Raw genomic sequence first — 15,211 nt, 5'->3', positions numbered from 1 at the left:
CAGTCGTGCCTCCTTCGCAATGACGGCAATAAAAAAATCCGCTCCCCCAACCTGGAAACGGATTTCTTCAACTTATATATTATTTAATCTTTTATCCCACTATATTCACAATCTTCCCGGGCACCACGATCACCTTTTTAGGGGTGCGGCCATCGAGTTGTTTTTGAGTACGCTCATCGGCTAAGATGGTTTTTTCGATTTCATCTTTTGGCATATCCAGCGGTAATTCCATCGTAAAACGCATTTTTCCGTTGAAGGAAATCGGGTAGTTTTTGGTGCTTTCTACAAGGTATTTTTCTTCATATATAGGATATTCTTCTGTCACCACTGATTCTGAATGCCCTAACTTACTCCAAAGCTCCTCGGCTATGTGTGGTGCGTAAGGCGCTATTAAAACTACAAGAGGTTCAAGCACTTCCCTGCTGTTACATTTTTGCGCTGAAAGCTCATTTACACAGATCATAAAAGTAGAAACCGAAGTATTAAAACTGAATTCCTCGATATCTTCAGTCACTTTTTTAATGGTTTTGTGCAAAGTCTTCAAAGATTCGGCTGAGGCTTTTTCTTCCGAAACTTCAAATTGCTCGCCGTTGTGATATAACTTCCAAAGCTTTTTAAGAAAATTATGCACTCCGGTAATTCCTGCGGTGTTCCAGGGTTTTGCCTGTTCTAAAGGTCCAAGAAACATCTCATACATTCTTAAAGTATCGGCGCCGTAGTCTTCACAAATATCATCGGGATTCACCACGTTGTATTTAGATTTAGACATTTTTTCAACTTCACGGCCAACAATATAAGAGCCATCTTTTTCGGTTAAAAACTTCGCATCCTTAAATTCAGGGCGCCATTCTTTGAAAGCTTCAATATCCAATTCATCGGAATGATTAACCAATGAAACATCTACGTGGATAGGTTGCACTTCATTCTTTCCTACCAGATTCTTTGAAACCAGAACATTTTCTCCTTCCAACCTGTACACAAAAGCACTCTGTCCTAAAATCATCCCCTGGTTGATGAGCTTTTTAAAAGGTTCTTCAACTGAAAGGTATCCTCGATCGTGTAGGAACTTTGTCCAGAAACGGGAATATAATAGATGGCCGGTAGCGTGTTCGCTTCCGCCTATGTACAGATCTACATTTTCCCAGTAGTTTTGCGCCTCTTTCGAAACAAAATTTTCATCATTCCCTGAGTCCATATAACGAAAAAGATACCAACTACTTCCTGCCCAACCCGGCATGGTATTCAGCTCTAGTGGAAATACCGTTTCATCGTCAATCTTCTCATTACTCACTACCTCGTTAGATTTTGTATCCCAGGCCCAATCGGTAGCATTTCCTAATGGTGGTTCACCTGTTTCTGTAGGAAGGTATTTTTCTACTTCAGGAAGATGCAAAGGTAAATGTTGCACATCTATCATTTGCGGCATTCCCTTTACGTAATAAACAGGGAAAGGTTCACCCCAGTAACGCTGGCGGCTAAAAACAGCATCGCGTAATCTATAATTTGTTTTCCCGTAACCGTGACCGGTTTTTTCCAATTCTAAAATCACTTTTTGAAGTGCTTCCTTATATTCGAGTCCGCTAAGGAAATCGGAATTCGCTATGACCGTGCCCTCTTTTCCGGAGAAAGCAGCCTCAGAAATATCAACATTTTCAAAAATATTTTTAATCGGAATATCAAAATGTCTGGCAAAATCATAATCCCGCTGGTCGCCACAAGGCACGGCCATTACGGCGCCGGTTCCATAACCTGCAAGCACATAATCACCAATCCAGATAGGTATTGACTCGCCGGTAAAAGGATGCTCGGCATAAGCCCCGGTAAACACCCCGGTAATACTTTTCACATCGGCCATACGTTCGCGCTCGCTGCGTTTTGCACTGGCAGCGATATAGGCTTCAATTTCTTCTTTTTGTTGCGGTGTGGTTATCTTTTTTACCAATTCGTGTTCCGGAGCCAAAGTCATAAAAGTCACTCCAAAAATAGTATCTGGCCTGGTGGTGAAAACACCAATTTTATCGTCAGAGTCCTGAACATTAAAATCTACGTGTGCTCCAACCGATTTCCCGATCCAATTACGCTGACTTTCCTTTAAACTCTCGGTCCAGTCCAGTTGATCTAAACCTTGTAATAATCGCTCTGAGAATGCCGAAATTCGCATACTCCATTGCGTCATTTTTTTGCGAACTACGGGATAACCACCACGTTCGGAAACGCCATTTACAATCTCATCATTCGCCAAAACGGTTCCCAGTTGTGGGCACCAGTTTACTTCGGTTTCAGCCAAATAGGTAAGTCGATATTTTAATAGAATCCCCTGTTTTTCTTCTGAAGTGAAATTATTCCAGGTTTCAGCCGAAAATTCCTCAACCTCATCATCACAAGAGGCTGTTATCCGGGAATTTCCTTCCGAGGCAAAAATTTCCTCTAATTCAGAAATTGCCCTGGACTTTTCAGCTTCCATATCATACCAGGATTCAAAAAGCTGAATAAATATCCATTGCGTCCATTTATAATATTCAGGATCGCTGGTACGCACTTCCCTACTCCAATCAAAGGAAAAGCCTATTTTATCGAGCTGTTCCCGATACCTTTTAATATTCTTAGCTGTGGTAAGCGCGGGATGTTGGCCGGTTTGAATCGCATATTGCTCAGCCGGTAGTCCAAAACTATCGTAACCTTGCGGGTGCAATACATTAAAACCTGTATGCCGTTTGTAGCGCGCATAAATATCGCTGGCAATATAACCAAGCGGGTGCCCAACATGAAGCCCGGCCCCTGAAGGATAAGGAAACATATCCAGCACGTAATACTTTGGTTTATCTGATGAATTGCTGGCGCGAAAAGTTTGATTTTCGGCCCAGTATTTTTGCCATTTGGCTTCAATATCGTTGAAGTTGTAACTCATTATTTTGTTTTTCTGCCCTTAGAGGCGACACCACATTAATGCGTGCAAATTTACAATTTTAAACCACTTATGGGAATTTAGGGAGAAGGGATTAGAAGATTAGTTTCTCTATCTGACACCCTCTTTCCCCATTCAGGTTCTATTCTTAATAAATCAAACGAGATTTAAGACTTCCTTAATGTAGCTTATCCTATTAATTCAGTAGATTTATAGGGAAATGTCTGATGACAAGGCTAAATATTTTGATTTTTTTTCAAAATGACAAGCTAAAATCACGACATAAAAAACCTAACTAACTCAATAATCTTTCAAAGATCTAATATGAACGTGATACACGTAAGCGCTGAATGTTATCCTGTTGCAAAGGTTGGAGGCCTGGGAGATGTTGTAGGTTCTTTACCAAAATATCAACAACAAGCGGGAGTTAGTGCTAAGGTAGTGATGCCGTTTTATGATAATAAATTTACCGCTGCCCACAAGTTTGAAAGTGTTTACGAATCGGAATTGGTTTTAGGGAAAGATACTTTCTCCTTCAGGATTCTCAAATTAAAAAAGAATATTTTAGAAATTGAAGTCCTATTCGTAGATATTCCTGGACTTTTATTTAAAGATTATGTTTATTCAGAAGATGACACCGCGCGATTTACGGCATTTCAAATTGCGGTGATGGATTGGATGTTGACCCTAAAAACCAAACCTTCTATAATTCACTGTCACGATCATCATACCGGATTAATTCCTTTCATGGCACAGGAATGTTTTAAATACCAAGCGCTGAATCAAATTCCGGTTATTTTAACTATTCACAACGCTCAATACCAGGGCTGGTTTTCACACGATAAAGTACATTATTTACCCGCTTTTGATATTAATCATATCGGTTTGCTGGATTGGGATGGGGTGATAAATCCTTTAGCCGCGGGAATAAAATGTGCCTGGCGGGTAACTACGGTTTCCCCAAGTTATATGAAGGAATTACAACAGGTTGCAAATGGTTTAGAAAGTTTACTAAGCCACGAAAATCAAAAATGTATTGGAATTTTAAACGGGATTGACGCCGAAGTATGGAATCCCGAAACCGATGAGTTTATCGCTAAAAATTATTCCACAAAAAATATCCAGACCGGGAAAACAGCTAACAAAAAATGGCTGTGTAAAGAGTTTGGCTTTTCAGCTTCAAAACCTTTGTTCGCCTTTATTGGACGACTGGTCTACGAAAAAGGCGCCGATCTTCTGCCGGAAGTTTTAGATAAGGTACTTTCAGAAAAAAAATGCAGTGTCTTGATCTTAGGTTCGGGAAACCCTGAAGTAGAAAAAGATTTAAAAAACCTGCAGAAAAAACACATAGGCGTTTACAATACTTTTATCGGTTACGATGAAAAGCTTTCCCACCTCATCTACGCAGGGGCAGATTTTCTTTTGATGCCATCCCGTGTGGAACCCTGCGGACTCAACCAACTATACTCTCTTCGCTACGGAACTATTCCCCTGGTGCGAAGTATTGGCGGTTTAAAAGATACCGTTATGGATGTTGAAGATGGTGGTTTTGGGTTTTCGCATCAGGAATCTTCGGCAGAGGACATTCTTCAAACTCTAAACAGAGCCATAGCATTTTATAAGGATCAACCTGCATTTAAAAAAACCAGAAAACATATTATGGGCATTGACCATTCCTGGAATGTTTCAGCTCAAAAATATATCGATTTGTATAACTCTATAAAACCGGCTAAAAATGAATAATGACAAAGTATTATCAGTTATCCTTGGAGGGGGGCAGGGTACCCGGCTTCACCCTTTAACAGAAAGCAGATCCAAACCGGCAGTTCCCATTGCGGGCAAATACAGGTTGGTAGATATTCCAATTTCAAATTGTATTAATTCTGATTTGAAGAGGATGTTCGTGTTAACGCAGTTTAATTCTGCTTCATTGAACCAGCACATTAAAAATACTTACCATTTTAGCTTTTTTAGTTCGGCTTTTGTAGATGTTTTGGCGGCAGAGCAAACCCCGCATAACAAGACCTGGTACCAGGGCACCGCCGATGCCGTTAGGCAGGGAATGCATCATTTCAAGAAACATAAATTTGATTATTTTCTTATTCTTTCGGGGGACCAGTTGTATCATATGGACTATAACCTAATGGTGCAGCAGCATATAGACACCGGCGCCGATATTACCATTGGCACCGTCCCTGTTAATGCGAAAGATGCTCCTGGTTTCGGAATATTGAAAACCGATAAAGAGAACAATATCACGTCATTTATTGAAAAACCAAAGTCTGAACTTTTACCGGATTGGACCTCCCCTACCGGCCCTGAAATGGAAGCAGAAGGCAGAAATTACCTGGGTTCTATGGGAATTTATGTTTTTAATCGTGATTTATTATTTAAACTTATGGACGATCCCAACACCGTAGATTTTGGGAAAGAGATCATCCCACAGGCCATAGGAAATAAAAAAGTTTGCAGTTACCAGTTTGAAGGCTACTGGACCGATATTGGAAATATTGAATCCTTTTTCGAAGCAAATATTGGCCTTACTGAAGACATTCCGAAGTTCAACCTTTACGATATGGAAAACAGGGTATATACCCACGCTCGGATTCTTCCCACCTCAAAATATACTAATACCAAACTCAAAAAAGCTGTAATTGCTGAAGGTTGCATTATTCACGCCGATAAAATTGAATCTTCCGTAATTGGCGTTCGGTCTCGAATTGGAAAAGCTTCGGTTATAAAAAACTGTTATATGATGGGAACCGATTTTTATGAATCTTTAGAGGAAATTGAAAAAAATAACATAGAAATCCTCGCAGGAATTGGAGAAAACTGTCATATCGAAAATGCCATTATCGACAAAAACTGCAGGATTGGAGACAATACCAGCATTAAGGGAGGCTCACATCTGGAAGATACAGAAACCGATGCATATGTAATAAAGGAAGGAATTGTAGTGCTTAAGAAAGAGGCGGTAATTCCACCCGGAACAACAATAGGATAATATGGCAGAAGTTATAACGCACAGTTTATTTTCAGAATTTGATATTAATTTATTTAAGTCGGGAAAACATTATCGGCTGTACGAGAAGTTTGGCTCTCACCCACTAACTGTAAATAAAGTTCAAGGAACTTATTTTGCGGTTTGGGCTCCCGGCGCCCAACAGGTTTCGGTAATTGGAGACTTTAATTTCTGGCAGGATGGCGAACACCAATTAAATGTGCGTTGGGATGGCAGCGGAATTTGGGAAGGTTTTATTCCAAATGTTGAAAAAGGGAATTTATATAAGTATAAGATTCATAGCAACCATAACGAAATTATTACCGAGAAAGCCGATCCTTATGCGAGGCGCTGTGAACATCCACCAAATACAGCTTCGGTGGTTTGGAAAGATGATTATAAATGGAAAGATAAATCCTGGCTGCAAAAACGCAAAAAGAATAATTCTTTACAAGCTCCTTATTCGGTTTACGAGGTGCATTTATCTTCCTGGAAGAAGAAAACCGAAGAAAACAGGTCTCTTTCTTATTGGGAACTTGCAACCGATCTGGTTTCCTACGTTAAAGAAATGGGCTTTACTCACGTAGAGTTTATGCCTATTATGGAATATCCTTACGACCCGAGCTGGGGTTATCAAATCACGGGATATTTCGCGCCAACCTCAAGATTCGGATATCCCGATGAATTTAAATTTTTAGTAGATAAACTTCACGAAAATGAAATTGGGGTTATCCTTGACTGGGTACCTTCGCATTTTCCGGAGGATGCCCACGGACTCGGTTATTTTGACGGAACACATCTTTATGAACACCCAGATCCTAAAAGAGGTTACCATCCCGATTGGAAAAGTTTGATCTTCAATTACAGCCGAAACGAAGTAAGAGCTTTCTTGATTAGTAACGCTTTATACTGGTTAGAACAATTCCACATCGATGGCTTGCGCGTAGATGCCGTAGCTTCTATTCTTTACCTGGATTATTCGCGGGAAGAAGGCGAATGGGAACCCAATGAATATGGCGAAAATAAAAATCTGGAAGCAATCTCGTTTTTAAAAGAATTAAACAAAGAAGTTTACGCTTCCTTCCCCGATGTACAAACCATTGCCGAAGAATCTACCGCCTACAGCGGGGTTTCCAAACCGGTATTTTTAGGCGGACTCGGTTTTGGAATGAAATGGATGATGGGCTGGATGCACGATACGCTTCAGTATTTTTCTAAAGAACCCATATACCGCAAACATCACCAAAACAATATTACTTTTTCTCTTACTTATACGTTTACGGAAAATTTTATGCTGCCATTATCCCATGACGAAGTGGTTTACGGTAAGCACTCTATTTTAGGAAGAATGCCGGGAGACGAATGGCAGCGTTTTGCCAATTTGCGTTTGCTGTATGGATATATGTTTATGCACCCGGGAACAAAATTATTGTTTCAGGGGTGTGAATTTGGGCAAAGTGAAGAATGGGATTTTCAGAAGAGTTTAGACTGGCATTTATTGGAGTATGATTCTCACAAAGGAATTCAGGAGGTAATTAAAGCTTTAAATAAATTCTATAGATCTGAGCCCGCTTTATATGAAAAACAGTTCGTGCCCGATGGTTTTGAATGGATTGATTACAGCGATGCCGAAAATTCGGTGATGAGTTTTATCAGAAAAGGAAATGAGCCGAAAGATGATTTGATCGTTGTTTGTAATCTCACTCCTACACCGAGGGAAAACTACCGGATCGGTTTGAATAGTTCGGGGGAGCTCCAGGAGGTTTTCAATAGCGATCATAAAAAATTCTTCGGTACAGGAAATTACGAGAATTCCGCAAAAAAGACCACGAAAAAGCCCTGGCATTCCCGGGAATATTCAGTAGAAATAGATCTTCCTCCTCTAGCTATACTAGCTTTTAAGTATTCTTCTTAGCGGAACATATAACATCGATAAAGTTAATAAACGCTTATAAATAATTTGTGAATAGCGGTTTATATATGAAAACTATTCAGTTCTTTTACCGCCCAGTAATTTGATAAAATATGATCACCAATACCGAGTTAGAACAAAAAGGAAATGTCTTTCCTTCTGGAATAATTTCTTTTCACAAAGATGTTGACAGGCTTTATTTTACAACAGAAAATGATGTTGCCTTACAAATCACAGTTCTTAGGGATGGTTTGTTGCGATTTCGATATTCCACCACCGGTAGATTTGCTAACGATTTCTCTTATGCCATAACGAAATTCGCCAGCATTGGCTACAATCAGTTAGATATTGAAGAAGAGGAGGAGTATTATAGCATTACCACTTCCAAGATTATAAGTGAAGTCTCTAAAAAAGATCTGAAAATAAAAATTTATGATCGTGCAGACGGGACATTGATCAACGAAGATGAACTTGGTTTTCATTGGGAAGAAAGTTATGAATTTGGTGGAGACATCGTGAAAATGAGCAAGGTCTCACACGATGGGGAGAGTTATTTTGGGCTGGGCGACAAACCGGGACATCTAAATTTAAAAGGCAAACGCTTCGAGAATTGGGTGACCGATTCTTATGCCTACGGAAAAGATACCGACCCAATTTATAAAACCATTCCGTTTTACTCCGGGCTTCACAATAATAAGGCCTACGGGATTTTCTTTGATAACACCTTTAGATCCTTTTTTGATTTCGGGCAGGAACGGCGATTTGTTACTAGTTTTTGGGCGCAAGGCGGCGAGATGAATTATTATTTCATCTACGGCCCTAAAATGACCGATGTGGTTGAATATTACACTGATCTAACCGGAAAACCAGATCTACCGCCACTTTGGGCCTTAGGATTTCACCAGTGTAAATGGAGTTATTACCCTGAAAGCAAAGTAAAAGCAATCACTTCTAAATTCAGAGAATTGCAAATTCCTTGTGATGCCATTTACCTGGACATTGATTATATGGAAGGGTTCAGGTGTTTTACCTGGAACAAAGAGTATTTCCCCGATCCAAAACGAATGGTAAAAGAACTGGAAGCAGATGGTTTTAAAACCGTGGCGATCATAGATCCCGGGATTAAAATCGATAAAGATTATTGGGTTTTTATGGAAGGCCTGGAAAATGATTATTTCTGCAAACGCGCCGACGGGCCTTACATCAAAGGAAAAGTTTGGCCGGGCGAATGTTACTTCCCCGATTTCACCAAACCTGAAGTAAGGGAATGGTGGTCTGGATTATTCAAGGAAATAATCGAAGAGATTGGGGTTAAAGGAATCTGGAACGATATGAATGAGCCCGCGGTGATGGAAGTTCCGAATAAAACTTTTCCTCATGATGTTCGTCACGACTACGACGGGAATCCCTGCAGCCATAGAAAAGCCCACAACATCTATGGAATGCAGATGGCCAGGGCCACCTACCAGGGCGTGAAGAAATTTTCACATCCAAAACGACCTTTTGTGATCACCAGAGCGGCCTATTCGGGGACACAGCGCTATACCTCAACCTGGACGGGCGATAACATCGCGAACTGGGAACATTTATGGATCGCCAATGTGCAGGTACAGCGCCTTGCAATGTCGGGCTTTTCGTTTGCCGGCAGCGATGTAGGTGGTTTTGCCGAGCAACCCCAGGGCGAGCTTTTTACACGCTGGATTCAGCTGGCAACTTTTCACCCTTTCTTTAGAGTGCATTCTTCGGGAGATCACGGGGAACAGGAACCCTGGACGTTTGGAGAAGAAGTTACGGATATCGTTCGGAAATTCATTGAATTACGCTATCAATTGCTGCCCTATTTATATACCGCTTTCTGGGACTATACCGAGAAGGGTGTGCCTTTAATCAAATCGCTGGTAATGTTTGACCAGGAAGATGTGAACACCCATTACCGAATAGATGAATTTATTTTTGGTGATAGTATTCTTGCCTGTCCGGTTCAGGAGCCTAACGCCAAAGGAAGAAGAATGTATATTCCGCGTGGAAACTGGTACAACCACTGGACCGATGAAGTGGTGAAAGGCGGAAAAGAAATGTGGGTTGATGCCGATATTGATAGTATGCCGGTATTCATTAAAGAAGGAGCCATCATTCCAAAATATCCGGTGCAGCAATATGTGGGTGAAAAAGTGATCGAGGAAGTGATTTTAGACATTTACTATAAAGAAGGCAAGGAAGATTCTCAGTTTTTCGAAGATGCACAGGATGGTTACGATTATGCCAAAGGGCGCTTCTGTCTTAGAAGTTTTAAACTAACCGGAAGGAAAAACCAACTGGTAATTCAGCAGCATAAAGACGGAACTTTTGAAAGTGATTGCAAAAAATTCAAATTGCAAATCCATGGACTTCCCTTTGAGATCAAAAACATACAGCTGGATAACGAAACCAAATCTTTAGAGCACTTGCATCATAATGGATGTATTACTATGCAAATCGATGAAAATTTTAGCATGATAGAACTGGGCGGGGAAAACGGAAATAATTAAGAATTCCTCGCCTCTTTTTCCATAGGCAACAAACACTCGTAGATCATTTTATTTACGGGTGTTGCTACGCCTAATTTTTCAGCTTCCTTTACAATGAACCCGTTGAAGTTTTCTAATTCTGAAGGCCGTCCGGCCATAATATCGCGTTGGGTAGAAGCGGTAGTTCCCGGGGCTTGATTTTGAATAATTTCAAAAGCTTTTTCCAAATGCTCCTCTGTTAACGGAATTCCCTTAGCATTGGCCACCAATTTAATTTCCTGAGCGGTTTTTAGCAATAAGTCATACAAATATTCGCTTTCCCTTATTTTATCAATAGAAACTCTGGTTAGCCCACCAAGACCACTAATGGTGGCGATAAACAGAAACTTCTTCCAAATTTCCAGTTGAATATTTTTTGGATTCAAATTAGTGATCCTAGCTTTTTCAAAAAGCGTTTTTAATCGCTGAATTCTTTCTGAATTAGAATTATCAATCTCCCCGAAAGTGATTCTGGGCTCAAAGGAAACGTGTTTTATCTTCCCGGGTCTTTCAACATAACTTATAACATGGCAAAGCCCGGTCAGAATGTTTTTCTTCGGAAGGATTTCCATGAGTTTTTCCACATTATTGGCGCCGTTTTGTAAAGGTAAAACCATGGTTTCAGCTGAAATTACCGGTTTCAGTTGCTCAGCAACTTCAGGGACTTGCCAGGATTTAACCCCTAAAATTACCAAATCTGGAGTCGGAACTTCAGCCAAATTATCAGTTGTGAGGTTTGGTTGCACCCTAAAGTCACCATTGATACTTTCAACTTCAAGTCCGTTTTCTTTAATCGCTTCCATGTGTTTACCACGGGCAATCATAGTCACATCATAACCTGCCTGGGCGAGTTTTCCACCAAAATAACCGCCTACACCTCCAATTCCGAAGATTAAAATATTCATAGTACTTGTGATTTCAATATAAAAGTAAAATTACTGTTCCAACCTACCAACTATTCCTGCACTGGTTGCTAAAATATTTCAGGTCTCTGCTAATTTTTCCAAACTTTAAACGTTTTAGAGAAATTGAACGCTTAACTTTTTTATTTTTACAAAAAATATCCAGGTCGCCCTATGAGCACATCTTTTGAAAAGTACCAGAAACGCAGGTTGATTTCTTCTTATTTTTCAGTTGTTATAAGTATCGCTTTGGTACTATTTTTATTAGGGATGCTGGGTTTATTGGTGCTCAACACCAAAAAGGTAGCTGATCACTTTAAAGAACAAATCGCGCTTACTGTATATTTCAAAGATTCGGCTAAGGAGGTCGAGATGGAGGAGCTTAAAAAGAGCCTCGCCATGGCAGATTACACAAAATCCACCACTTTTGTTTCCAAGGAAGATGCCGCCGAGGCCCATAGCAAAGAAATAGGCGAGGATTTCATGGAGTTCCTGGGGTATAACCCCTTGCAAAATTCCATAGATGTATATATGAACGCCGATTATGTTTCGGCCGAACAGGTTGATGAGATCGCGGCAGAACTCACGGGAAAAAACTTTGTAGATGAAGTGATTTATGACAAACCGCTTATTTCCTTATTAAACGATAATGTAAAGAAAATTAGTTTCTGGGTACTTATTGCCAGTGGGATATTCACTTTTATAGCCGTTTTACTTATAAACAGCTCCATTAGACTTTCGGTCTATTCCAAGCGCTTTATCATAAAAACCATGCAAATGGTTGGTGCCACCAAGGGTTTTATTAGACGCCCCTTCATATGGCAAAGCGTAAAACTAGGGATCATTGGGGCTATTTTGGCCTTAATTGGTATGGCCGCCTTTCTCTATTATCTCGATAACAGTTTCCCTGAACTCGATTTGGCGGGAGATATTAAAATACTTGCCGCATTATTTATCGGGGTTTTCTTAACCGGGATTCTTATTACCTGGCTTAGCACTTTCTTTGCCACTTCCCGTTTCCTGAATTTAAAGACCGACGAACTTTATTATTAAAAAGGGATTCTAAAAGCTTAAATTTCACCGTATACAATTTTAAGGTCAAACTGAATGACACTTTTGTTACACTCACGAAACAGTTAAAAATAAGATTAATAGTTTGATTTTTAGATATTTATGCAGCAAAATAATTCCCTTCTGTCTTTTTCGATTGCATGCTTAACCTTCAAAACGACCTGATTTTCTTCCAATCGGGACTTCAAATCTTCTAAAATCTGACTGCCGTCATAAATTCTGTAGGAATTCTGCCCCAACTTTGTACCAAACTTAAAAACCTAATGTCATGAGAAGTTCAATATCAATCGCACTAGTACTATTTCTTTTTGTAGTAGGCACAGCTCAAAGTCAGAATTTTAAATTGCAATCCTCTTCCGATATCAAAGTTGAAGGAACATCAAATATTCACGATTGGGAATTAGATGCCGAACAAAAATCCGGTAGTGCTGTTTTGGAATCTGAAGACGGTAAAATTACCGGCCTTCAAAGTTTACAGGTAACCATCCCGGCTGAAAGTTTAAAAAGCGGTAAAGGTGGAATGGACAAAAACACCTATAAGGCTTTAAACACAAACAAGTACAAAAACATAGAGTTTAAACTGGACCAGGTAAAAGATTTCCAGGATGCCGGAAACAATACTTATAAAGTAAAAGGTGTTGGCACCTTAAAGATCTCTGGGGCTACTAAGCAAATCCCACTTGATTTCACGATGAGCGTTAACGGAAATACGATCAAGATTTCTGGAGAAAAAACGCTAAATATGACCGATTACAAAGTAGACCCTCCTACTGCTATGTTCGGAACCATTACCACTGGGGAGGAAGTAACTATTAAATTCACTACAAATTTTACTAAATAATCAATCCAATTAAACAATTAAAAAAATGAAAAATTTAATTAAATATTCAGGAATCGCGCTTATAATGGCGCTGGGCTTTCAGGCTCAGGCACAAGAAGTTGAGGTAGAAGAACAAAACAAAACTATTTGGGATAGAGACCTTCCTAACTTCAGAGATCCAGACCTACGTGGCATCAATGATTTTGAAGCCCCTAAAGACACCGAAACTTATTTTGATGGTGTACAGGTAAGAGTTGGTGGAGCTTCTACCATCCAGTTCCAGTCTTTAGAACATGAAAATGACTTGAATACCCTTCCAGAACTAGAAGGAAACTTTAACCTGGCAACTGCCAACCTAGACCTTGATGTATTGCTTTACGACGGGGTGAGAATGCACTTAAGAACTTATCTTTCTTCTCAACACCACACTGAGGCTTACGTAAAAGGTGGTTATATCCAGATTGACAAATTAGACTTCATTAGCGAAGGATTTGCACAAGGTCTTATGGATCACATGAGAATCAAGATTGGTCACATGGAGAACAACTATGGTGATGCTCACTTCAGAAGAACAGATAACGCTCACGCACTTCACAACCCATTCGTAGGTAACTACCTAATGGATAGTTTTACTACAGAAGTTGGTGCTGAAGTTTATATGTTCAACGGCCCCTGGTTAGGTATGTTAGGATTTACCAACGGTAAATTGAACCAATCTACAAAGGGTGACGGAGAAACCGATCCATCTTTCCTTGCTAAACTTGGATATGACAACCAAATCACTGAAGATTTTAGATTCAGATTAACAGGTTCTCTCTTCCACAGTGGACATAACTATGCTCGTGGAAACTACCTTTACAGCGGTGACCGTGCAGGTACACGTTACTACAACGTAATGACCGATGTTGATGGAGAGGGAGACACTTATAAAGGTGGTCGTATCGCTACTTCTTTCAAGAACGAGATGACTTCTATTATGATCAACCCATTCTTAAAGTATGGTGGACTTGAGTTCTTTGGAATCTTTGAAACTACTAGTGGAAAAAACAAAGGAGAAGCTGACACAAGAAACTATACTCATCTTGCAGGTGAACTTCTATACAGATTTGGTGCTAAAGAAGATTTCTACCTTGGTGGACGTTTCAGTAACGTAAATGGTGAACTTACCGATACACAAGAAGTATCTGTAAACCGTTTCCAATTAGGTGCAGGTTGGTTTATGACTAAAAACATACTGGCAAAATTAGAGTATGTTAATCAGGAATATAGCGACTACCCAGTAGGAGACATTCACGCTGGAGGACAATTCAATGGAATTACGCTTGAGGCGGCAATAAGCTTCTAAGTTGAGAGTGGCCCCGGGATTTAACCTTAAATAAAGGTTATCCCGGGGTTTTTTATATCATTTTGGCAAGGATTTCGCTATATTATAATGATACTTTATTTTTATAAAAATTGCAAAAAAAGAAAAAATGAAAACCTACCTGTTATTTTTTAGTCTTCTGATCTCAAGTTTGGCAGGTTTTGCTCAACCCAATGTGGAAACCCGTGAAATAGAAATCCTGCCCGAGAGCAGTTTAAGTATTTCCGGAAATACTAATATCAGTGAATTTGAATGCGACTTCAATACTATTCGGTTTAAAGAACAAAGCATTACCGTTCACTTTTCTTCTAAAGGCGACATCCTTGATTTCAGAAATAGCATTCTTCCTTTAAAGAATACCAATTTTGACTGCGGAAACAGACGAATTAACAAAGACTTTCGAGAGCTCCTCAAAACCGAAAAGCATCCGGAAATACTTCTTAAAATCCAACAAATAGAAATGGACGACAAGCAGAATGCTCATGTCACTTTAAATTTTGAAATTGCAGGAAAGAATAAAAATTATCGTTTCCCGGTAAGACTTACCGGCGATGATCAACTTTGTTTTGAAGGAAACCTGGCGTTAAACATCAAAGATTTCGATCTTGAAGCTCCAAGCAAAATGTTTGGGTTAATTGTAATCGAAGAAGAAATAAACATTAATTTCAAACTTAATATAAAAGCCTAAAAT

At 39.7% G+C, this 15,211-nt stretch carries 10 protein-coding genes; 8 read left to right on the top strand and 2 right to left on the bottom strand.

Annotated elements, in window-relative coordinates:
• Positions 1 to 91: 91 nt before the first annotated feature.
• The gene (leuS, locus tag BUW93_RS07360) at positions 92 to 2,908 is read right to left on the bottom strand and encodes a leucine--tRNA ligase (RefSeq protein ID WP_081210642.1); all 2,817 of its coding nucleotides are present in this window, start codon (positions 2,906 to 2,908) and stop codon (positions 92 to 94) included.
• Positions 2,909 to 3,229: 321 nt separating this feature from the next.
• On the opposite strand from leuS, the gene BUW93_RS07355 reads away from it, so the two are divergent.
• From BUW93_RS07355 to BUW93_RS07340, 4 genes are all read left to right on the top strand, one after another.
• Positions 3,230 to 4,648 carry a glycogen synthase gene (locus tag BUW93_RS07355; protein ID WP_081210640.1) on the top strand — a complete coding sequence of 473 codons (1,419 nt, stop codon included), beginning with the start codon at positions 3,230 to 3,232 and terminating at the stop codon, positions 4,646 to 4,648.
• A complete protein-coding gene (locus BUW93_RS07350; protein ID WP_081210639.1) occupies positions 4,641 to 5,909 on the top strand; it encodes a glucose-1-phosphate adenylyltransferase in 1,269 nt (422 codons plus the stop codon). Before BUW93_RS07355 ends, BUW93_RS07350 begins: the two co-directional genes overlap by 8 nt.
• 1 nt (position 5,910) lies before the next feature.
• The gene (glgB, locus tag BUW93_RS07345; RefSeq protein ID WP_081210637.1) at positions 5,911 to 7,821 is read left to right on the top strand and encodes a 1,4-alpha-glucan branching protein GlgB; all 1,911 of its coding nucleotides are present in this window, start codon (positions 5,911 to 5,913) and stop codon (positions 7,819 to 7,821) included.
• A gap of 110 nt (positions 7,822 to 7,931) precedes the next feature.
• Complete coding sequence (locus tag BUW93_RS07340) at positions 7,932 to 10,346, top strand: glycoside hydrolase family 31 protein (RefSeq protein ID WP_081210636.1); 2,415 nt, start codon at positions 7,932 to 7,934, stop codon at positions 10,344 to 10,346.
• On the opposite strand, the gene BUW93_RS07335 is transcribed toward BUW93_RS07340, so the two are convergent.
• Positions 10,343 to 11,269 (bottom strand): ketopantoate reductase family protein, encoded by a 927-nt coding sequence (locus tag BUW93_RS07335; RefSeq protein ID WP_081210634.1) that lies wholly within the window; start codon positions 11,267 to 11,269, stop codon positions 10,343 to 10,345. The genes BUW93_RS07340 and BUW93_RS07335 overlap by 4 nt on opposite strands.
• Before the next feature lie 171 nt (positions 11,270 to 11,440).
• Here BUW93_RS07335 and BUW93_RS07330 point away from each other — a divergent pair, with 171 nt between their 5' ends.
• From BUW93_RS07330 to BUW93_RS07315, 4 genes are all read left to right on the top strand, one after another.
• Complete coding sequence (locus BUW93_RS07330; protein ID WP_081210633.1) at positions 11,441 to 12,319, top strand: cell division protein FtsX; 879 nt, start codon at positions 11,441 to 11,443, stop codon at positions 12,317 to 12,319.
• A 286-nt stretch (positions 12,320 to 12,605) separates the two neighbouring features.
• On the top strand, positions 12,606 to 13,178 hold the full coding sequence (locus BUW93_RS07325) for a YceI family protein (RefSeq protein ID WP_081210631.1): 573 nt from the start codon (positions 12,606 to 12,608) through the stop codon (positions 13,176 to 13,178).
• A gap of 64 nt (positions 13,179 to 13,242) precedes the next feature.
• Complete coding sequence (locus BUW93_RS07320; RefSeq protein WP_232778329.1) at positions 13,243 to 14,502, top strand: hypothetical protein; 1,260 nt, start codon at positions 13,243 to 13,245, stop codon at positions 14,500 to 14,502.
• A 127-nt stretch (positions 14,503 to 14,629) separates the two neighbouring features.
• On the top strand, positions 14,630 to 15,208 hold the full coding sequence (locus BUW93_RS07315; RefSeq protein ID WP_081210628.1) for a YceI family protein: 579 nt from the start codon (positions 14,630 to 14,632) through the stop codon (positions 15,206 to 15,208).
• Positions 15,209 to 15,211 lie beyond the last annotated feature (3 nt).

The sequence above is a fragment of the Salegentibacter sediminis genome, from assembly GCF_002078605.1.
In the GTDB taxonomy this organism is placed as follows: Bacteria; Bacteroidota; Bacteroidia; order Flavobacteriales; family Flavobacteriaceae; genus Salegentibacter; species Salegentibacter sediminis.
Note: the sequence above shows the minus strand (reverse complement) of the source record. Positions and strands in the feature narration are given on the sequence as shown.

Excerpts from the sequence above, each read along its gene's own strand:
- BUW93_RS07340 (WP_081210636.1), top strand. The coding sequence starts at position 7,932 with ATGATCACCAATACCGAGTTAGAACAAAAAGGAAATGTCTTTCCTTCT.
- leuS (WP_081210642.1), bottom strand. The coding sequence starts at position 2,908 with ATGAGTTACAACTTCAACGATATTGAAGCCAAATGGCAAAAATACTGG.
- BUW93_RS07355 (WP_081210640.1), top strand. The coding sequence starts at position 3,230 with ATGAACGTGATACACGTAAGCGCTGAATGTTATCCTGTTGCAAAGGTT.
- BUW93_RS07315 (WP_081210628.1), top strand. The coding sequence starts at position 14,630 with ATGAAAACCTACCTGTTATTTTTTAGTCTTCTGATCTCAAGTTTGGCA.
- BUW93_RS07350 (WP_081210639.1), top strand. The coding sequence starts at position 4,641 with ATGAATAATGACAAAGTATTATCAGTTATCCTTGGAGGGGGGCAGGGT.
- BUW93_RS07330 (WP_081210633.1), top strand. The coding sequence starts at position 11,441 with ATGAGCACATCTTTTGAAAAGTACCAGAAACGCAGGTTGATTTCTTCT.
- BUW93_RS07320 (WP_232778329.1), top strand. The coding sequence starts at position 13,243 with ATGGCGCTGGGCTTTCAGGCTCAGGCACAAGAAGTTGAGGTAGAAGAA.
- BUW93_RS07335 (WP_081210634.1), bottom strand. The coding sequence starts at position 11,269 with ATGAATATTTTAATCTTCGGAATTGGAGGTGTAGGCGGTTATTTTGGT.
- BUW93_RS07325 (WP_081210631.1), top strand. The coding sequence starts at position 12,606 with ATGAGAAGTTCAATATCAATCGCACTAGTACTATTTCTTTTTGTAGTA.
- glgB (WP_081210637.1), top strand. The coding sequence starts at position 5,911 with ATGGCAGAAGTTATAACGCACAGTTTATTTTCAGAATTTGATATTAAT.